This is a genomic window from Novipirellula galeiformis, from assembly GCF_007860095.1.
Classification (GTDB): Bacteria; Planctomycetota; Planctomycetia; order Pirellulales; family Pirellulaceae; genus Novipirellula; species Novipirellula galeiformis.
Genome location: NZ_SJPT01000001.1, coordinates 1,299,172 through 1,318,328 on the forward strand (window position 1 = coordinate 1,299,172; position 19,157 = coordinate 1,318,328).

The following is a 19,157-nucleotide window of genomic DNA, read 5'->3' on the forward strand; positions in this document are numbered from 1 at the left end:
GCGTTAATCGAGTAAGCCGGTGCCCCGCGAGTAAGGCAGAGCATGGGATGCCAATTTTTAGCACGACATAGCCCTCTTCAGACGTTCAATATGAATCGCACTCCAATTGAAAATCCGTATCTCAGCTCAGCAGCGACCCGCGACGAAGCCGGTCAGACCAATTTGAGTGGACTGGTTCGCACGGGCCAGATCATCGCATTTGCGCTGCTGCAAGGCGTTCTGTTCATCACCGCAATTTTTGCTTATTTGACGTTTGTCTCCGGTGGAAATGGGGAGCACGGCGCGGCCGCGGGGAACGCTGCGATGCCGGAAAATGACGGCGATTGGGTGTTTTTGTTGATCGGTATCGTAGCCTGCTTCGCCGGTTGTTTCGCCTCTTTCGTTGTTAATCGATTGATGAAGCAAATGGCGATTAGGCAATTTGTGGCCTCGGGATCCGAGGTTGCGGTGCCGGTCGCGGAAACCGTGACGATCACTCCCGAAATCAGTCAATTGTTGGCGGCATCCCAAACGCAGACGATCATCGGTTTGGCTATCGTCGAAGGTGCCGCAGTGATCAACGTGGTCTTGATGATGCTCGATGAAAACATGTTGCATCTCGTGATGGTCGCATTTTGTCTGGTCGCGATGGCGGTCCAATTTCCTACGCTGCGAAAAAAAATGGATCTGATCGAGTTCGCCGCACGGGCATCGCGAGACCGAATCTGAAACCCAGTAGAGGTGGAGAGTAAAGAATGCCCTCTCCGGGCCATGGAGCCCAGCTCTCCCCGAGGGAGGATGAAGTGGGAGGGGAATTTGAAAAAGCTAAATTGAAAATCGCGGGGAACTGTACTGGATTTGATCTGACAAGAGGAAACGGAGGGGCCCGACGAGCGCAGTTGTCGGGCTACATTGGAAGAATGGGCGTACCTGTCCAGTGCAACCAATCCTCCTCGGACGCTACCCGCGTCCGCCCCTCCTCCCGCAAGCGGACGGGTAAACCAAAACTCTCCCTGCCTCCCTGCCTCCCTGCCTCCCTGCCTCCCTGTCTCCTTGTCTCCTTGTCTCCTTGTCTCCTTGTCTCCTTGTCTCCTTGTCTCCTCACTAGATTGCCATCGACGGTAGCCTGTCTCGGATGCTATAGCCGTTGATTCCGTTTTCAGCTTTCGCTATCCAAAATCCGAGGTCGGCTTTGATGAAATTTCCAGCCCCCATTGCTGGATCGTTCTGCGTTTTGATGACGATCGTTGGATGTTCATCTGAAAATGCCAACGATGCTACTGGCTGGCAAGCGAATGGCGAGTCGAGAGTCGAAGCCACTCAAACGCCCGAAGCGGAACCGACGTTTGAAGTCGCTTCACCAGAATCGACCGCAGGCATGCGGTCGATGCCACGTGCCGAATACTCCGTCGCCCCGCAGCAGATCGAGGCCCCTTTTCAACAGTCCGAGGCGATGCGACAGCCGCAGGCGATGCAAACGCCCCCAGCCATGCAAATGCCCCTCGCCATACAAATGGATGCTCGGTCAATGCCAATGGAAGCAGCCGATGCAGTAGATCCACACGTCAGCCTTCCGGCGGGTGCGCAGCGAAATGGAGACGACGGCTTCGCGACCGTGCAAGTCTTTTATGCAACCGATCGCCAGCGAGGCCCTCTGACGTTGGCCGATTACCAAATCAGCGGCGAAAAACAAATCGTGCAAATGATTGCGATCGCCGCGATCGGCTTATTCGCCTTCGCGATGCTCAATTGGATGCGAGGGCGATCACGCACGGGCGCCTTGTCAGCGATCATGGGGGGTGGTGTCGCTTGCCTAGCGGCTGCGTTCATCGCGTTTGGGCAGGCGAGTATTGAAAAACACGGGGTGACCTATACGGCGGATCGCGGCGTGCTGGTGCGAGGTGTCTGCGAAGTCACGGTTCCTGATTCCCATCGCCGTGGGTTGGTGGAACGTCCCAGTCTGCTGAAATTCGAAGTGCGCGAAAATCAGCGTGAACACATTGTATTGACTAGCGCCGTGGAGCTCGCCGAAACCGATTTTCAACAACGCTTGTCTGAAACCGTCGCCCAGTCCAGCGATCGTGACTTGTTGGTCTTCATTCATGGCTACAACGTCGGCTTCGAGGCCGCCGTTCAGCGTACCGCTCAAATCGCCGTCGATTTGCCTTTTGAAGGCGTTCCGGTTTGCTATAGCTGGCCCAGCCAAGCGTCGCTGTTGGGTTACACGATCGACGAAAATAATTCCGAATGGACGATCCCCCATTTGAAGCAATTTTTAAGCGAGCTTGCCAGCGAATCAGGAGCCACGTCGATCAACGTGGTCGCTCATAGCATGGGCAATCGAGCGATGACCGCAGCGATGCAACAGATTCGCTGGGAGTTGCCTGAGGGCGTTGCCCCGCCATTTGATCGCATCGTGTTAGCCGCTCCCGATGTCGATGCGGATCGTTTTCGCCGTGACCTGGCCCCCGCGTTGTTGGAGGTTTCGAATCAGGTCACCCTTTACGCTTCTTCGGATGATCAAGCTTTGATTGCGTCCAAGAAGGTGCACGGTTATCCACGCGCCGGTGAGAGTGGAGCCAATATATTGGTGGTCCCGGGAGTTGAGACGATCGATGTCAGCGGCATCGACCTGAGTTTATTGGGGCATAGCTACTATGGTGACAACGAATCGATGCTGCGTGATCTCTACGAACTGGTTCGCTCGCGATTGCCCGCACCGCAGCGCAACATGTTGATCGCACGGCAAGCAGGCGAGATGATCTATTGGCAGCTCGCCCAGCGAGAAACCACCCCGCTGCGATAGACCGACGCTGTGGGGAGGGAGACAGGGAGACAAGGAGACAAGGAGAGAGGGAGAGAGGGAGAGAGGGAGACAGCTGTGACATCCTCCCTCTGGGAGGGTCGGTCGCAGGAGGCGGCCGGGGAGGGCTGGTGGCCCTGAGCTTGCATGTTCCTATTTCGGGGACACGACGTCATTTCGAACACTCCGAGGCCCCGCCCACAGCCGCCTACCGCCACAAAAAGCACCCAAGGCCCCGCGTCTGCGGAACCTTGGGTTCTTTGTATTTAACAAGCCATTTTCAACGAGCAAACGCTTCCGCCTTACGCGTTCTTAGGTTGCTTACGCAATTGGATCCATTCGCTGTGGAACGTGCCGTCCATGTCGGTTCGTTTGTAGGTGTGAGCACCGAAGTAATCACGTTGAGCCTGCAGCATGTTGGCGGGCAAGCGTGCCATGCGGTAGCCATCGTAATAGCACAACGCGGTGCTGAACGCTGGCACTGGGATACCCAGGATCGAAGCGGCCGCAACCACAGCACGCCACTTCTCTTGTGCGTTTTCAACGGCATTCTCGAAGAATGGGTGCAGCAGCAAGTTTTCGAGGTTCGGGTCCTCGTCGAATGCTTCCTTGATGCGATCCAAGAAGACCGCACGGATGATGCAACCACCACGCCATAGCAGGGCGCAGTCGCCGTAGTTGAGGTCCCACTTGTGCTCCGCCGATGCCGCTTGAAGCTGGACGAAGCCTTGAGCGTAGCTGACGATTTTGGAGGCGTACAAGGCTTGACGGACCGCTTCGACAAACGCTTCGCGATCGCCGACCATCTTCATCGCGGCTGCCCGCATTTCTGCGTTGGATGCTTCCGAAGGACCATTGAGTTTTTCACTGGCACGCACGCGAGCTTCTTTTTGAGCCGACAAACCGCGTGCGAACACAGCCGTGGTCACCAACGTGCTCGGCACGCCAAGATCCAAGGCCAATTGGCTCATCCATTTTCCGGTGCCCTTGGCACCGGCGACATCCAAAATCTTGTCGACCAAGTAGCCATCGCCACCTTGGTCATCTTTGACGCTGAAAATGTCACGACTGATTTCGATCAAGTAGCTCGCCAAGTCGCCATCGTTCCACTTGTCAAACACGTCGTAGAGTTCGTCGTTGGATAGACCGCCGACCTCGCGAAGCAATTGGTACGCTTCGCAGATCAGTTGCATGTCGCCATATTCGATCCCGTTGTGGACCATTTTGACATAGTGACCGGCACCGCGAGGGCCGACCCATTCGCAACAAGGAATGTCATTGTTGGGGCCGACCTTGGCCGAAATCGCTTGGAACATCTCTTTGACTTCGGGCCAAGCGCCCGCGCTGCCGCCGGGCATCATGCTGGGGCCCAATAACGCCCCTTCTTCACCACCTGAAACGCCGCAACCACAGAACAGCAGCCCTGCGTCTTCGACTTTCTTGGTTCGTCGCTCGGTGTCAGCGTAGTGCGTGTTACCGCCATCAATGATGATGTCGCCGGGCTCGCAAAGTGGGATCAATTGGTCAATGATCGCGTCGACCGCAGGTCCCGCTTGCACCAACAACATCAACTTGCGTGGTCGTTTGACCGATTTGACGAATTCTTCGATCGAGTGCGTGCCGACAAAGTTCTTTCCTTTGGCTCGGCCATTGATCAGGTTGTCAACCTTCTCGGTGGTGCGGTTGAAGACGGCAACTTTGTAGCCGCGACTTTCGACGTTTAAAGCCAAGTTCTCGCCCATCACCGCTAGTCCGATTAGGCCAAAATCGCAATCGCCGCTCATAGTTTTTCCAGGTAGTAAAAGGAGGTTGGATAGAAGTTCCGCCGGATTTTAGGCGCTGTTAACAAAACGGGGAAGAACGGGAGAAAACCGGGGAGTTGGGACAGGGGGGGCCAGCGGTGGGGGGAATGGAGCGAGAAGTCTCCCCGCAAGGAAGCTGTGGTGGTAAATCCCCACTCAATCACACCCGGATCGGCCGTGAGAAGTGACAAATATTCGTCTCAATCGCTAAAACGTTCCTAAACCACCACCGATTAGCGGATATCCAGCGTTCATTTGTTGCTGCAGCGCTCTGCGGCGATTATTGTCAAAGGACGCAAGCTGTATATGCTGCGCAATTGACCCATCTTTTCGCAAAGTCGCCTTTTTAGGCTGAGTGATGAAAAAAACAAATCGAATTGCTGCCCTGCTCGTTTTTGCCCTCTTGTTCTCATTCGGATCCGATCAGGTTTCGGCGCAGAACCAATTGGCTGGGGTGGATGTGGACGCCAATGGCATCTTGAAGGTCAAACAGTTTGATCCACGCTTGGCCCAACAACGACTCGCCGAAGCTCGCAATCGTGCCGAGACTGGCGTGATGCAAACGAGCAAGTTGCGAAAAGTCTCGCTCAATCGACTCGAAGCGGAAATCGCAAAGCAACTCGAAGCGGGCGGGACCGTGTCGGATGACATGAAAGCGTTGGCAGGCTTAACCTCGCTCGAATACGTCTTTTTCTACCCCGATACCAAAGACATCGTTATCGCCGGACCGGCCGAAGGTTTTGTGCCCGATCCCACCGAACGGCTCGTCGGCATTCAGACGGGAAAACCGACCGTTTTGCTCGAAGACGTCGTGACCGCGCTACGTGCCTACGCTCCCGGGGCGAAGCCCACTTCGACCATCAGCGTTTCGATCGACCCAACTAGCGAAGGGCTCCAGCGGATGCAGCGATTCCTGGCTTCGGTCCGCGGTCGAGTGCAACCAAGCGACGCCGAGCGATTGGCGATGGGGCTGAAAGACAACCTGGGGCTGCAAACCGTCACCATCAAAGGCATTCCCAATTCGACTCACTTTGCCCGCGTCTTGGTCGAAGCTGATTATCGCATGAAGCTTGTCGGGATTGGACTCGAACGTCTGCCGGTGCGTTTGCAAAGTTACGTCGATCGGGCGAATCCGAACACCGTGGCCTCCAACGCAATGGAACGTTGGTACTTCCAACCCAACTATGACGCGATCTCGGTCAGCGAAGATGGGCTGGCAATGCGAATCAATGAACGAGGCGTGGAGCTTGTGGGCGCCAATGAACGCGTCGCCAATGGACGTCGGATGCAAATTGCCGGCAAAGTAAACCGTGCCAGCCAGACGTTCTGTAAAGATTTCACTGCGGCGTTCCCCGAAATCGCCCAAAAGGTTCGCGTCTATGCCGAACTCAGCCAGTTGATCGATATCGCCGTCGCTGCGGCTTACATCCAAGAACAGGATTTCTATGGCCAGGCCGATTGGTCGATGCCCGTTTTACAGGACGAAACGTTGGTTTCCGTTGAAACCTACACCGCGCCGGAGCAAGTGGAAACGGCTGTCAACGCCGTCTGGCGCGGCAACACGCTGATGACGCCGCTCGGAGGGGGAGTGAATATGCAGCCACGACAAGCACTCAAAGCCGAGCATGTCCGCCAGGATACGGATGGCCGAGTCGTGAAGACCCACAGCGAAGCGGGCCCAAGTCAACTCAAAGAGGGACAATGGTGGTGGGATTGATCCCGCATCATGCCATTGCGTGATCGGCGCTCTCTCGCGTCACACCAATGCAACGCACCTTCTTTCGGGTCCGGTCGTTTTTCAGTTTCGCAGCCCCATCGAGTTACATCACGCTCCAGGCGAAGCATAGGAGGGGCGGGGCACGAGCCTCTCGCGATTTTCCGGAGCCGGGCGTTTCTCAACCGACCGCTCTTGGCGAGGAGACCGCATCGGTGCGAGTGAGCGGGTGTCGCCAATAGCCCATGGGACGCTCAGGACGCGAAACATCGTGACGCTCATGCTATCGGGGCGTATGATGTTTTTCGTGCTTTTGTCTCAACGCATCCGCGCGGAATGCTCATGAATCGGCCCAGTGAATTTCGCATGCCCAGTGACGAGTGTCGGCTCGTCGTGGTCCAGGACCAATTGCAACCGTGTCCGTATCTCGGCGACACGATGGCTCGTATGCCGCTTCGGCTTCCCATCGGCAACGTGACCCCGGAAATCACCGATCAAATGCTGGCGATGGGATTTCGCCGTAGCGGCGACTTTGTCTATCGCACGCAATGCCCTGCCTGCCAAGCATGTCATCCGACGCGGCTTGATGTGTCGACATTCCGGTGGACAAAATCGTTTAAACGCGTGCTCCGTCGTGGAGATCAAGACCTGACTTGGCAATGGAATCCACCAAGTGTCGATGCCCTGCGCACGGAAATGTTTAACCAACATCGTCACCAGCGAAACTTGGGAATCCGTGATGAACAGGTCGACGAAGACGCTTACCGCTCATTCCTCTCGGACTCGTGTTGCGAGACTCGTGAGCTCTCCATCTGGAAGGCGAACCGACTCGTTGCCGTTTCGATTGTCGACATCGGCCGGCGTAGCACTTCGGCGGTCTACACTCACTTTCGGCCCGAAGAGAGTCGCTACAGCCTGGGTACCTACGCGGTGTTAAAGCAAATCGAGTGGGCGCAAGCCACTGCTCGCCAATATGTTTATCTCGGTATGTACGTCGCCGAGAACTCGCACCTGAATTACAAGTCCCGCTTCCAACCGCAACAGCGTCTCGTGGAAGGCCGGTGGATTGATTTCGACCAACGGTGAGCTTGCCATCCTCACTCTCCCGCTTGCGGGAGGGGCGGACGCGTTAGCGGCTGCGGAGGGCTGGCGACACGACGCTTGCACGGTCCTTCTTTTCTAGTCTTTCTGGCTTGAAAACGCGTCTCTGGGCGGCACCCGCAGGCACTCGAACTGCTCGTCCCCTCCCCTTTGCAGTAGAATCAGGCGTGTCTTACTCTCTTTTCTTCCTGCCTGAGTCAGGTTCGACACGATGATGGTTCAACGTCTTACGTGCCTTGGGGTTCCCCTTGGCCTGTTTTTTGTCGCTTCCTTTATGACGGGCGACAGTTTGGCTCAACCGCCTCTCAGTCGTCTGCAATCGGGCGAGTTTGCTGCAGCCCTGAATGATGCTGCAAACGCATCACCTCAACAGCGAGACCAATTTCTGGCAAAAATTTCGACGGCTCAATCCGCGGTCGGCGATTCGGTGGCGGCAAATTCGACGCTTCGAGGAATCGAATCCGCAGAGGCGAGGAGTCAGGTGATCGAAACGAACAATGGAGCGGCGGGAGGAAGTTCGTTTGCCGATTTTGGTTCGCTGATGGCGCTGATCGAAACCACGGTTGTTCCCGATACCTGGGAATCTCTCGGCGGCCCCAGCACAATGGCCCCCTATCCTCAAGGGGTTTTTGTTGATCCCCAGGGAACGTTGCGCGAGTGTGAAACGTTGAGGCATGCCAATGCGATGGACAATCTAGTCGCCCAGCTCGACGATGCTGCGACTGCAACCGGTCATGCCGCCTTGTTTGCACCGTCAGCGTGGCGCACGCCCTCGCCGCTACGCAGCGTTTCACTGCGTCGATTACGCGACGCCCTTTCGTCATACCAGGTTTCGGGCCAGAGCGTTCCCGAGTCCATCCAGTATCTCGCAGGTTTATCCCAAGTCCGCTTTGTTCAATTCACCGACGACGACATTGTCCTCTCGGGTGAAGTGGGGGGCATCGAGACGTATCAAGGATGGTATCGGGATCGGGTCACCGCTCGCAACACCATGCGACTCGACTTTTTGTTGACTTGTTTGGCGGCTGCACAGAATGGCCAATCGTTTGGCTGTACGATCGATCCATCGCGTGAAGGTTTGCAAAACGCGGTCCAAGCTGCGGTGGGAATTCAAAACAAGTCGATTCCAATTGGCACTGCCGCCGAAGCGGTCCGCGTTGCCTTAGGAATGCAGCGAGTCGAGGTGTTTGGTACGCCACCGGACACGGTGTTGGGGTATGTGATGGTCGAAGCCGACCGGCACATGAAGCAACTTGCCCTCGGTGAGCGTGAATTGCCCGAGGGAGCGATCGACTACCTCGATGCCGTCGACACCTTGATCGCCCGAGGCCCGCCGCGCGATTTACTGTTGCGTCTGTGGTTTACCGCATCCCCGCGAAGCGTGCGTTCAGATACGAATCAACGAGTTTTTGAAATCCAAGGCACTCCGATTCGCTTGAGCGGCCAAAACGAACGCGCGATCGCCAGCGGCCAACGTGGCCATCTGACAAACGATCCTCGCACGGAGTTGTTTGTTGCCGATTTTAATCAGAATTGGGATCGGATCCGCCAGCAGTATCCGATCTATGGGGCTCTTGAATCGGTCTATCAAGCGGCGTCGATTGCCGAGTTAGCCCAACGCTATACCGAAGCGCGTGCCCACGATGCATTGATTCAAAGTGTGTCGCAGTTCAATGCCGATCGGCCTTGGATGTTGACTGCCCCGCGGCAAGTCGAATCGATCGCGACGATGCACACGGTTCGCCACGGCAAGCAAAACCACCACATCGTGATCGCCAGTGGAGGCGTGTCGGTCGACCCAAAGCAAACACTGCCGTCACAATTCGATCGCTACGCAACGCTCGATGCCATCTCAGCATCCACCGATCCACGCCCTCGTCTGCTCCAACGTTGGTGGTGGGACAGTGAGGAGTGAGGAGTGAGGAGTGAGGAGTGAGGAGTGAGGAGTGAGGAGACAAGGAGACAAGGAGACAAGGAGACAGGGAGACAGGGAGACAGGGAGACAGGGAGACAGGGAGACAGGGAGACAGGGAGACAGGGAGACAGGGAGACAGGGAGACAGGGAGAGTGTTTTGGCTCACGCTCCCTTTCCCCTCCTAAAGCCCCGACGTTGAGCATGCTCCGCCTCATCCCAACCGCTTGATCGCTTTGCGAGTCAGATACGGAATTGATTTTTGAATGGGGGGCCAACTCGCTTTCGCTCCCTTTTTAGGGCGGACGATGATATCGATCCCGTCCGGGACACGGTCTTGCTGAGTTCGAAAGGATTCGCGGATCAATCGTTTCCAATGGTTGCGGGCGACTGCGTTTCCAGTTCGTTTGGGAATCGTCACGCCAATCCGACTCGCCGATTTGCTGTCACGTTTAACAGCAAACAGCACCAACACGCCGTCAGCCACGCACACTCCGCGACGCAGGATCAAGGTGAACTGCGAACTGTGGACGATGCGGCGGGATTTGGGAAACCGATAACGCACGGAAGCGGGCCGTTAAAGATGAGCGTGAAGAGGAAGAACGAATATCAGTGGTTATGTAGGTGACCCGTGAGGTTCACAACGCGAAGCGTTAGCGAGGGGATTGTCGTTGTTTGCTCCGCAAACAAAACGCACCGCTAACAAACTCGGACCTCGATTGAGCGGGATTGCGACGGCTCACCCGCTTAGCTCACCCGTTTATAACACCCGCTTAGAACGACAAATCGTGTCGCAGGTTCAGCGGATTTCGTTCGGCAAACTTCTCGACCAATTCCTTCGACTCATCATCGATCGATTCAGGTAAACGAATTTGCAGTTCGACGATCAAGTCGCCTGCCGAGCCATCGCGATTGCGAATCCCCTGGCCTTTCAGCCGCAATCGTCGGCCGCTGCTGGTGCCCGCAGGAACCGACAAGGTGACTGTGCCTGAGGGGGTCGGCACGTCGATCTTGGCTCCTAGCATCGCTTCGGATAGAGAAACGGGGAGCTTGAGTTCCAAGTTTTTGCCGATCCGGCGGAAGTGAGGGTGGTCGGATACTTTGATCAACAAGATCAAATCTCCCCTAGGCCCTCCATTTGGCGACGGTTCGCCTTGGTCACGCAAGCGGATTTTTGATCCCGTTTCCACACCGGGTGGGATCGTGACCGACAACTTTTCATTTTTGCCGGTGCGATTTAAATAGAACTCTGTCGTGCCTCCCAAGACAGCGGTTTGGAGTGGCAATTCCAATTCATGACGAATGTTGCCACCCCGTTGCGGGGGCGCGGCACGACGGCCACGGCCGGCGCCTCTTCCTGCACCGCCGCGTGCTCCACCGCCCATCAGTTGTTCAAAGAAGTCGGAGAAGCCACCTTCGAATTTGACGTCACCGCCACCGCGGCCACCAAATATTTGTTCCAAATCGAGTCCTTCAAAGCCCGCGCCGCCACCACCGCCGGCGTGAGGGTTGAAGCCCCCGCCGCGAATTTTCTCGAAATCCGCACCATAGCGGTCATAAGCCGCACGTTTTTCTTCATCGCTGAGTACGTCGTAAGCTTCCTGGACACGCTTAAACTTCTCGCGTGCCGTTTTATCGTCCTGATTCTTATCTGGATGATATTTCAACGCCAACTTGCGGTGAGCTTTCTTGATATCGTCTTTCGTGGCGTCGCGAGCGACGCCTAAAATTTGGTAAAGATCTTCTGCCACGACTTCAGATTTCGGTACGGTGTAATGGTTAGGGAAATTTTGCGCAGTGCCAACTTGGCAGATTGCCTTGTATTCGCCTAGCAGGAGCAAACGGCGAACCGATCTTAAATCTTCGATCTTCGGCCGGCATAAGTCGGCAAGCCACGGAGCCACGGAGCGGATGTCGCGAAGAGTTTCCGCGGCATTAGAGCAAACGGGAAACCGACGAGCGGAGTCGGCGGGCGACATGACGAAAATGGAGCGTGCAAGATCAATGCAACCCCCCCCTCCCCCGCCGCCCACACTCCGGGCCGTTCTGCAGAGGGGCGAGAAGACCCCTCTCCTTGTCTCCTTGTCTCCTTGTCTCCTCACTCCTCACTCCTCACTCCTCACTCCTCACTCCTCACTCCTCACTCCTCACTCCGATCGCATGAATCGACTCATTCCTTCCTTGCTGCCTCTGTTTGCTGTCGCGGTTATCTCGTTCACAGCCCTGCCGATGGCGGCTTTCGCCGCAGGCGGAAAATTGACGATCCGAGTTGATGATGAAACGACGGGCGAGCCAGCCAGTGCACGGCTGGAGCTCTTTCGCGGAAACGAAAGCGGCCGGCGGATGCCGATTCGGCGTAGCGTTCCCGCCGGGATTGGTGTCGTGATCGATCGCTCCCTGGAGGTTTCCTTCCCTGACGGGCCCTATGCGTTCCGGTTGACTCGAGGCCCCGAGTATCGGGTCATTCGCGGGAATTTTGCACTCGATCCCGAAAGTCTTGATGAGCATCGGGTGCGTTTGCCCCGAATGATCAACATGCTCGACAAAGGTTGGACGAGTGGTGATTGTTGTTTGCTGGCGTCCCCCCACAGTCTGCCGCTGCGGATGGCGTCGGAAGATTTACACGTCGCCGCGGTGCTTGGTCACGAAGATGCGAAGCCGATTGCCGGTCGCGACCGGGATGATCCACCCGCCAACGATCCTTCATGGATTCGCGAAGACGCGGTGCACGATCGCGGGCTGCTGTTTTACGGATTGCCGGCAAAGCAAGACTCAGCCGAACATTCCAATGCGGAAGGCCAACTGGGTGACGAGCAATCGGAATCGCAGTCATCACACGTCCGTCCTGACAAACCGGTCGTCGCTCGACTCGCAGCCCTGCCAAAAAACGAGCCAAATCTTCATGACATCGAACGCGAGGGGAATACGGAAGTCCGAGTTGCGATTGAAAACCCGTTCGCATGGCCGTTGCCGGTCTGGTTGGCGAGTCAGCGGGTGGATGGATTCTTCCTTTTCGGTGATTGGCTGCGTTTGGACCGCAAGATCATCAACCCCAAGGACGGGCGAGCGCCCGATGGACCGCGAACGGAGCATCCAACGGAGCTAGGGCGTTGGGCTGAGCGAATATACAACAACATGCTCGAAGCTGGATTTCGGATTCCACCGCTTGCTGGCAGCGGTTCGAATGCACCGACGACCCCGGTCGGCTACAACCGGCTCTACGTCGCCGCTCCCATCGAATCTTACCGCGATCTTGATGGTAACACGGCGGTTGCCCAACGAATTCATAGCGAAGCGGAATGGTGGCATCACGCATTCAATGGCAACAGTGTTGCAACGAACGGACCGATGTTGTTGCCCACCTTGAGCGGTAAGATCCCCGGTTTCGTGTTCACGGCCAATGGCGGAGAGAAGCTAACGCTGCAGCCAGAGATTCAGTTGTCGGTGCGCGATCCCGTCGACTACTTAGAAGTCGTTCACAACGGGCAAGTCTTCTACAGCGCTCGGTTGGATGAGTTTGCCAAGGCCGGTGGGGTGATCCCCGCGTTGGATGTCGAAGAGAGTGGTTGGGTGATGATCCGGGTTATCACGCTGTACGAAGATCATTACCGAGCGGCGGTCAGTGCGCCGTGGTACATCGAGTTCGATGGCCGGTCACGCGTGACAAGGCGAAGCGTCGAGTTTTTTCGCGATTGGCTCAGCCAATACGAAGCGAGGCTAAAGAAGTTACCGCCGAATGAACTCGCACCGCATGTCCCCTACATCCGAGCCGCCCGTGCGTTTTGGTCCGCCCGCCAGCAGCAAGCAGAGGAGTGAGGCGTCGCCAAGACTTTCGGCTCCCCCAACTTCCCCTCCTCGAAACTTGTTTTGGGGAGGTCAGAGCGAGCGTTTAGCAAGCTCTGGGTGGGGCCTCGGAGTTGCAAGAAATGGAGCGTGCAAGATCAATGCAATCAGCCCTCCCCGGCCGCTAACGCGTCCGACCCTCCCAAAATAGGAGGGTGAATCAAAACACTCTTCACTCCTCTTCATACTGATCCAACAGCGCCTGCGGCACTCGTTGCACTTTCCCATCACGGTCGATCACTGCCAATGTCACGGTAGCATCGACTAGCGTCTCCGGTTGCCCGGATGGAGTCTTTCGCGTGATCGTATACTCGTGAATGATCTTGGCGGCTGTCACGCGAGCGATGGAGGTCTGCACCGTGATCAGGTCATCGTATTGAGCCGGTCGCTTGTAGCGGCAGTCGACACGTACGACAACGACCAGTTGTCCAGACGCTTCCATTTCACGGTAGCAACCGCCGGAGGCTCTTAGCAACTCAGTGCGACCGATTTCGAAGTAACGCAAGTAATTCGAGTGATGGACAAAGCCCATCGGATCGCACTCGTCATACCGAACGCGAAGTTCAAGCGAATGATGTTTCATAGGTAAGGTGGACGCCACAGTCTGACGTTCTAGGGGGACGTCCTAAGGATTCGCTGCGACAAAGAGGCTGAAGGTTGTTATCGGAACCGGTTTTCAAGCAAGCTTAAACGTCCGAATCAACCCCTGTCATCGACAGGGGCACGGCCTTTTTCGCTTTCCTCGATGAAGTGCTTCCTCGGCCCTTAACCACGACGGGAGCCATATTGGACCTCGAAGAGTCCCGTCCCTTGCTAGTGTCACTGCCATTACGGCGACGGTATCGGTTGGTGTAGCGGCCATAGCGATAGTAGCCATACCCCTTGTAACCATCGCTTGTACCTGCCTCATCTGAGTTGTTGATGACTACTCCGAACAGGTTGGCGCCGACGCTTCGCAAAATGTTCACAGACTCTTTCGCGTTCGGCTTACTCTTGCGGCGAATTCGCAGTGCCATTATCACCCCATCCGCCATCCCCGCGGTAATGCTTGGGTCGGTAACGACCAATAGCGGTGGAGTGTCCAGGATCACGTAGTCGTAGTCTTCACGCAGTAACTCAATCAATTCGCCCATCTCGGGCAGCGTTAATGCTTCGGCGGGATTCGCGGGAATGGGGCCACTAGGCATCACCTGCAAGGTGCTAAGCGGAGTTTCGTGACAGGCCTCACTCGGATCGCAATCGCCGTTGAGAACGTTTGACAGCCCCAGTTTGCTCTTCATCGCAAAGTTATCGGTGATTTGCGGGCGACGAAGGTCACAATCGATCACGAGTACACGTTTGCCGCTTTGTGCAATCGAACAAGCCAAGTTGCCAGCGACGGTCGTTTTACCGTCACCCGGCAGCGGGCTGGTGACCTGCACTACTTTGCCGCCATCAATCCCCGCTAACTCAAAGAAAATCGCAGTGCGGCAAGAGCGGATCGCTTCAGCCGCGACGGATGCGGGTTGATGCAACACCGCCATCCCCGGATCCAAATCCTTGTATGGATTGATTTCATCTTTCGTTGGTTTCCGAATTCGACCTTTGAAGAACGGAACGTGCGTCAAAACGGGGACTGCTAAAAGTGCGGAAATTTCCTCTGGATCTCGGAACGTATTGGCGTTCATTTCAAGCAGCAGTGCCAAGCCGGCACCAATCACAAGTCCAATAAACGTGCCCATGGCAAGGGTTCGCGTCAGATTGGGACCCACTCGGCCCGCCCTCGAAGGGGCGGTGAGTTCTTGTACCCGAGTTCCGCCTTCCTCTTCGGTTAAACTGACTCGAGCCATCTGCTCTTCAAGTTGGTCCATTAAGTCTCGGTTTCGTTCAAGCTCCCGAAGCATTGCGACATTGTCTTGTTCGTATTTTGCCAACTCGATTGCCGCGGCTCTTTCATCAACAATTTGTTTGTCTAGCTCGAGAATTTGATTCTTCAGCAGGTCTAATTCTGCCTTCGCAGCGATCAGTACTGCCGAAATCGCTTCCTTGGCTTTTTCTTTGGGATCAATCGTTTTGATTTCATTCTCTTTCTTTATTTCCATCAACCGCTTGGTTTGGTCCACAACGATGCGACGAAGCTCGCTCTTCATCAAAGAGAGTTCGGTGTCCAATTGTTTGACTGTCGGATGGCTGGCACCAAATTCGTTCGCCATCTTGTTGCGTTCAATGATCAAAGGGACCAGTTGTTGATCCAGTTTCAACTGAGCAAGCTCCACATCGGCGTCAACCAGATTTCGTGTGATCTCATTTTCGACGTTCGACAATTCGAGATTGACGTTCAGCAGTTTGCTGATCACTGCCATGGCGATCAGATGATCATTGGCTTGGCTGTAAATTGACTCTACCGCTGCGAGTTGTGTCGCCTTTTGACGCATCTGCTCGTTGAGTTCACTTCGTTTACCGGTTAAGAAAAGTTGGCTTTCGCGGTGAGGATTAATTGCTTCACCTTGGCTGTTCCAAGCGAGCGGGGCATCGCGGCGAAAATCTCGGTATTGCTTTTCAAGGTCCGTCATCTTTGGATGCAATTGTTCGATCGCAACAGAGATCAATTGCAACAGTTCACTACGAGAACTTTTTTGTCGTTCGTTAAAGAACGTTTGCATCGCATCGCTGAATGCTTTGACCGAAGCTTCGCAAAGTTCGGCATCAGAGTGCTCGAAGCTCAACACGGCAACGAATGATTGTGCAACCCTTCCTCCTGTGCCTTCAACGGTAAGCGACAGCCCACCACGGGCGGTGCCGTTGTATCGGGTCGGGTCGCCACCAAAACGTTCCTGTAACGGCACCATCTCTGGATTGTCGAACGCCATCTTTACGACACGGTCGCTATACAGATGGGAGCTCAGAATGTCGACACTCGGAACCCCGCCAATCACGTCACCGGTCATCGAGTCAAGGATCGCCGGACGATCCGATTCCACAATCAAGCGAGTGGACGCTCGAAAAGTTTCCGGTGTTTTCAGGTACAACAAAAAGCCGGCCGTAGCACCCACGATCGCAGGTAGGATCACCGCCCATCGGTAACGCCAAAGTGATGCCAGCAGGTTCGTCGAGTCCGCGCTGGTGTCACTCATCGATCGGTCTGCGCCAGTAATGGCGGGGGCTTGGGAATAAGCAAGCCCGCGGTCAGATGATTGCTTCATGAAATATCAAATCGAGAAAAAATGGCGGAAGACGAAGGAGATGCGTCGATCCGATTTTGCGAGATGTTTGGTGAATACAGCGTCTGCATCGAAAATGGCAACTTTCCGAATCTCAGTCTACCGATCAAGTGTTGCTTGGACTAGCAAAAGTTGAACATAAACTGTGTTTGCCTACAAAAACACGGAACAACCGTTTAAATCTGTACAGGTTGGACAGGTTGTCCGGCCGTTGCAGTAGAGCAAGCGAGAAACGTTGGAGTTGGCTCCGCTGTTTTTTATCGCTCCTGAGGATCACGCTCTCCGCTTGCGACTCGCTTCGCGGTCAGTCGGTCTAGCGGCGGAGTGAAACGACGACGTAATTTTGGCACGATGTCAAACGCGAATTCAAAAGATCGCAACAACTCGACCATGGTGCTTTCGCTGGGGGAGAGTGTTCGCTGAATCAGTTGCCGTTAGGGAACCGGGGTTCAGGTAGACATGCTTTGGGGGAACATGCTTTTGCCCCTTAAAAACTGGGGCAGTTTGGATAGCGGTTTAGTCAGACGTAATCCCCATGGTGGTTTTAGACCATTTGCCGTCCAAGCTCGCCGATCATCACGGTTCGCCGTAATCCGATTTTTTAGCGTGGCGTTGCTTTCACCGCCCACCCGCATCTTGACGAGAATCTCTGGAATGTAGCCCACTCGAATTTGTTGGTGAACCATCAGTCGGACGATCCATTCGTAATCGGCGGCCGATCCGAAGTCCGTTAGATACATTCCGAACTTCTCGTAGACCGATTTTCGAACGTAGACGGTCGGATGAGGTGGCATCCAACCTCGTCGGAAGCGACGTGCATCAAAGTGTCCCGACTTCCAATAGCGAATCACGCGGTCGGGGTTTGCCGCATCCACGTAAACTAAGTCACCATAGACGGCGTCCACTTTTTCTCGCGAAAACGTATCGGAAATCCGTCGCAATGCCTCTCGTGAATAGAACAAGTCGTCGGCATGCAGAAAGCCAACCACATCGCCGGTCGCCGCTCGGATGCCCTTGTTTAACGCATCATAGATACCGTCGTCAGGCTCACGGATGCTTGTTGCGATACGGGGCTTGTTCGCAGCGATGACGTCCGCGGTGCCATCCGTGGACATCCCGTCGACAAGAATGTGTTCATGCTCGGTCGCAAGCTGTGATGCCACGCTGTCGATTGTCGACGCGAGGGTCGATTCTCGATTGAATACAGCAGTGATGACGGAAATCTTCATGGCAGCAACGTTCCACGAGGTTCAGCGATGGCATTGGCTTGGTGACTGAGTCTGCCGCGGCATTGTGTCTTTGAAATAGGAAAGGAGAGCACGCGTGACACGATTTCACCGCAGGCTGGTTTCGTCATTGTAAATCTCGTTCCGATTTTTTTAGAATAATAAACCATTCATAAATCGCCATCAGCAGACAGAATCGTAGGCCTGGTCTTCCGTCTAAAAAGCCGCATTTGAGCAAGTACTGGTAAAAGAATCGAACAACGGGGCGTGCGGGCAATCTGCGGCTAAGGCCTCGCAGGGCATGTCGGCGAATTGCTCGATCTTTAGAGATCAATTGGCGAAACATGAAATTGGGCTCTGCTTGTCGCTCGAGAGCAGACTCGTAAGTCGAATACTTGTTATGCCGTTCGATCCAGTTAGAGATTCCCTTGCTGAACGCATCGTGAATAAAGGGTTCGTTAATCTTTGGAATGGTTCCAACAAGCCGAGGAATCGGTACCTCGCCATGTCCTGAATCTTCAAACGCAGGCGTGTTGCGTCTTACCAGACGCATAATCCATACGGGGAATCCATCGGAATACTTTAGCCATGTCCCTTGGAACATGGTCTTACGACACAGGGCAAACGCAGCGCAATCATTCGGCGCGACTCGGACCGCATCGCTCACTGCCCTTGCGAACGAAGGCGTTGATGTCTCATCGGCATCGAAATGCAAAATCCATTCGCCTTGTACTTGGGGTTGTCGCATCGCCCAGTTTCGCTGCGAAGCAAAGCTTTCGAAGGCATGGTTCATGACTTTTGCCCCCGCGCTGCGAGCAATGTCCGCTGTGCCATCGGTCGAGTTGTCGTCAACCACAATCACCTCGCTGCACCAGTCAAGCGATTGGATGCAGCGGGCGATATTGGCAGCTTCATTGCGGCAAATAACGATGGCGGAAATCATGGGCATGTCATCGGTTCAGGGCCGTCACCGCGTAAACCGCGATGAGCGTGACGCCATGGGAGAAGGCTATTCTGAGTCAACACGCAATGTCCTTTCCTTGATGTGCGTGGCTGGGTTTCCTGCTACCACGGTCCAAGCCGGGACGTCCTTCATCGCAACGGCTCTCGCACCCACGATCGCGCCGTTACCAACGTTGACATTGGGACCAAGGAATGCGTCGGCGCAGATCCAGACGTCATCACCAATGGTGATGGGCGTTTTTTGTAAATCCATCGTTGGCGATTGGTAATCATGTGAGCCAGCGCAGAGGTGGCATCCTTGCGAAACCGTCACGCGTCTACCAAGCGTGATTTTGCCTAGGTTGTAAATTCGGGCTCGCTCGCCAATGGCGGTGTCGTCGCCAATTTCTAATTGCCATGGAAACGTGATTTTTACCGTGTTGTAGAGATGCACACGGCGGCCAATCTTGGCTCCGAAAAATCGTAGGATCCAGCAGCGAGTTTCAAACAGTGGTCGGGGGATCAGACGGAAAATAAGCTCACCCAAGGCCCACGCGATACGCGCCCCTTGGACTTGCCACGAGTAGTTTTTGGCGTTTCGGTTTTCGCTGATTCGTAACGTCATGTTTCAATTG

The 19,157-nt window shown here is 55.2% G+C and carries 15 protein-coding genes; 7 read left to right on the forward strand and 8 right to left on the reverse strand.

Annotation, left to right across the window (positions count from 1 at the left end):
* Window positions 1-90 precede the first annotated feature (90 nt).
* Both Pla52o_RS04780 and Pla52o_RS04785 read left to right on the forward strand, forming a co-directional pair.
* Window positions 91-708, forward strand: coding sequence for a hypothetical protein (locus tag Pla52o_RS04780; protein ID WP_146593380.1), 618 nt, complete (start codon window positions 91-93; stop codon window positions 706-708).
* A gap of 466 nt (window positions 709-1,174) precedes the next feature.
* Complete coding sequence (locus Pla52o_RS04785; RefSeq protein WP_146593381.1) at window positions 1,175-2,785, forward strand: alpha/beta hydrolase; 1,611 nt, start codon at window positions 1,175-1,177, stop codon at window positions 2,783-2,785.
* 299 nt (window positions 2,786-3,084) lie between these two features.
* Here the strand turns inward: Pla52o_RS04785 and gnd are convergent, their stop codons facing one another.
* The gene (gene gnd / locus Pla52o_RS04790) at window positions 3,085-4,566 is read right to left on the reverse strand and encodes a decarboxylating NADP(+)-dependent phosphogluconate dehydrogenase (RefSeq protein ID WP_146593382.1); all 1,482 of its coding nucleotides are present in this window, start codon (window positions 4,564-4,566) and stop codon (window positions 3,085-3,087) included.
* Between the two features lie 376 nt (window positions 4,567-4,942).
* On the opposite strand from gnd, the gene Pla52o_RS04795 reads away from it, so the two are divergent.
* The 3 genes from Pla52o_RS04795 (at window position 4,943) to Pla52o_RS04805 (ending at window position 9,314) form a co-directional block, all read left to right on the forward strand.
* Window positions 4,943-6,301, forward strand: coding sequence for a DUF1598 domain-containing protein (locus Pla52o_RS04795; protein WP_146593383.1), 1,359 nt, complete (start codon window positions 4,943-4,945; stop codon window positions 6,299-6,301).
* A 339-nt stretch (window positions 6,302-6,640) separates the two neighbouring features.
* Complete coding sequence (locus Pla52o_RS04800) at window positions 6,641-7,384, forward strand: arginyltransferase (RefSeq protein WP_146593384.1); 744 nt, start codon at window positions 6,641-6,643, stop codon at window positions 7,382-7,384.
* Between the two features lie 226 nt (window positions 7,385-7,610).
* Complete coding sequence (locus tag Pla52o_RS04805; RefSeq protein WP_146593385.1) at window positions 7,611-9,314, forward strand: DUF1598 domain-containing protein; 1,704 nt, start codon at window positions 7,611-7,613, stop codon at window positions 9,312-9,314.
* A gap of 211 nt (window positions 9,315-9,525) precedes the next feature.
* On the opposite strand, the gene rnpA is transcribed toward Pla52o_RS04805, so the two are convergent.
* Window positions 9,526-9,876 carry a ribonuclease P protein component gene (rnpA, locus tag Pla52o_RS04815; RefSeq protein ID WP_146593387.1) on the reverse strand — a complete coding sequence of 117 codons (351 nt, stop codon included), beginning with the start codon at window positions 9,874-9,876 and terminating at the stop codon, window positions 9,526-9,528.
* Between the two features lie 208 nt (window positions 9,877-10,084).
* On the reverse strand, window positions 10,085-11,062 hold the full coding sequence (locus Pla52o_RS04820; protein WP_146593388.1) for a DnaJ C-terminal domain-containing protein: 978 nt from the start codon (window positions 11,060-11,062) through the stop codon (window positions 10,085-10,087).
* A gap of 409 nt (window positions 11,063-11,471) precedes the next feature.
* Between Pla52o_RS04820 and Pla52o_RS04825 the strand changes: the two genes are divergently transcribed.
* Complete coding sequence (locus tag Pla52o_RS04825) at window positions 11,472-13,127, forward strand: hypothetical protein (RefSeq protein WP_146593389.1); 1,656 nt, start codon at window positions 11,472-11,474, stop codon at window positions 13,125-13,127.
* 199 nt (window positions 13,128-13,326) lie between these two features.
* On the opposite strand, the gene Pla52o_RS04830 is transcribed toward Pla52o_RS04825, so the two are convergent.
* Window positions 13,327-13,737, reverse strand: coding sequence for an acyl-CoA thioesterase (locus tag Pla52o_RS04830; protein WP_146593390.1), 411 nt, complete (start codon window positions 13,735-13,737; stop codon window positions 13,327-13,329).
* 103 nt (window positions 13,738-13,840) lie between these two features.
* Window positions 13,841-16,267, reverse strand: a complete 2,427-nt coding sequence (locus Pla52o_RS04835; protein ID WP_231612085.1) for a polysaccharide biosynthesis tyrosine autokinase — start codon at window positions 16,265-16,267, stop codon at window positions 13,841-13,843.
* Between the two features lie 90 nt (window positions 16,268-16,357).
* On the opposite strand from Pla52o_RS04835, the gene Pla52o_RS27645 reads away from it, so the two are divergent.
* A complete protein-coding gene (locus tag Pla52o_RS27645) occupies window positions 16,358-16,480 on the forward strand; it encodes a hypothetical protein (protein WP_261343334.1) in 123 nt (40 codons plus the stop codon).
* A 323-nt stretch (window positions 16,481-16,803) separates the two neighbouring features.
* Here Pla52o_RS27645 and Pla52o_RS04840 read toward each other — a convergent pair whose 3' ends face one another.
* The 3 genes from Pla52o_RS04840 to Pla52o_RS04850 form a co-directional block, all read right to left on the reverse strand.
* A complete protein-coding gene (locus tag Pla52o_RS04840) occupies window positions 16,804-17,583 on the reverse strand; it encodes a glycosyltransferase family 2 protein (RefSeq protein ID WP_146593392.1) in 780 nt (259 codons plus the stop codon).
* 124 nt (window positions 17,584-17,707) lie between these two features.
* Complete coding sequence (locus Pla52o_RS04845; protein WP_146593393.1) at window positions 17,708-18,529, reverse strand: glycosyltransferase family 2 protein; 822 nt, start codon at window positions 18,527-18,529, stop codon at window positions 17,708-17,710.
* A gap of 60 nt (window positions 18,530-18,589) precedes the next feature.
* A complete protein-coding gene (locus Pla52o_RS04850; protein ID WP_146593394.1) occupies window positions 18,590-19,147 on the reverse strand; it encodes a WcaF family extracellular polysaccharide biosynthesis acetyltransferase in 558 nt (185 codons plus the stop codon).
* Window positions 19,148-19,157 lie beyond the last annotated feature (10 nt).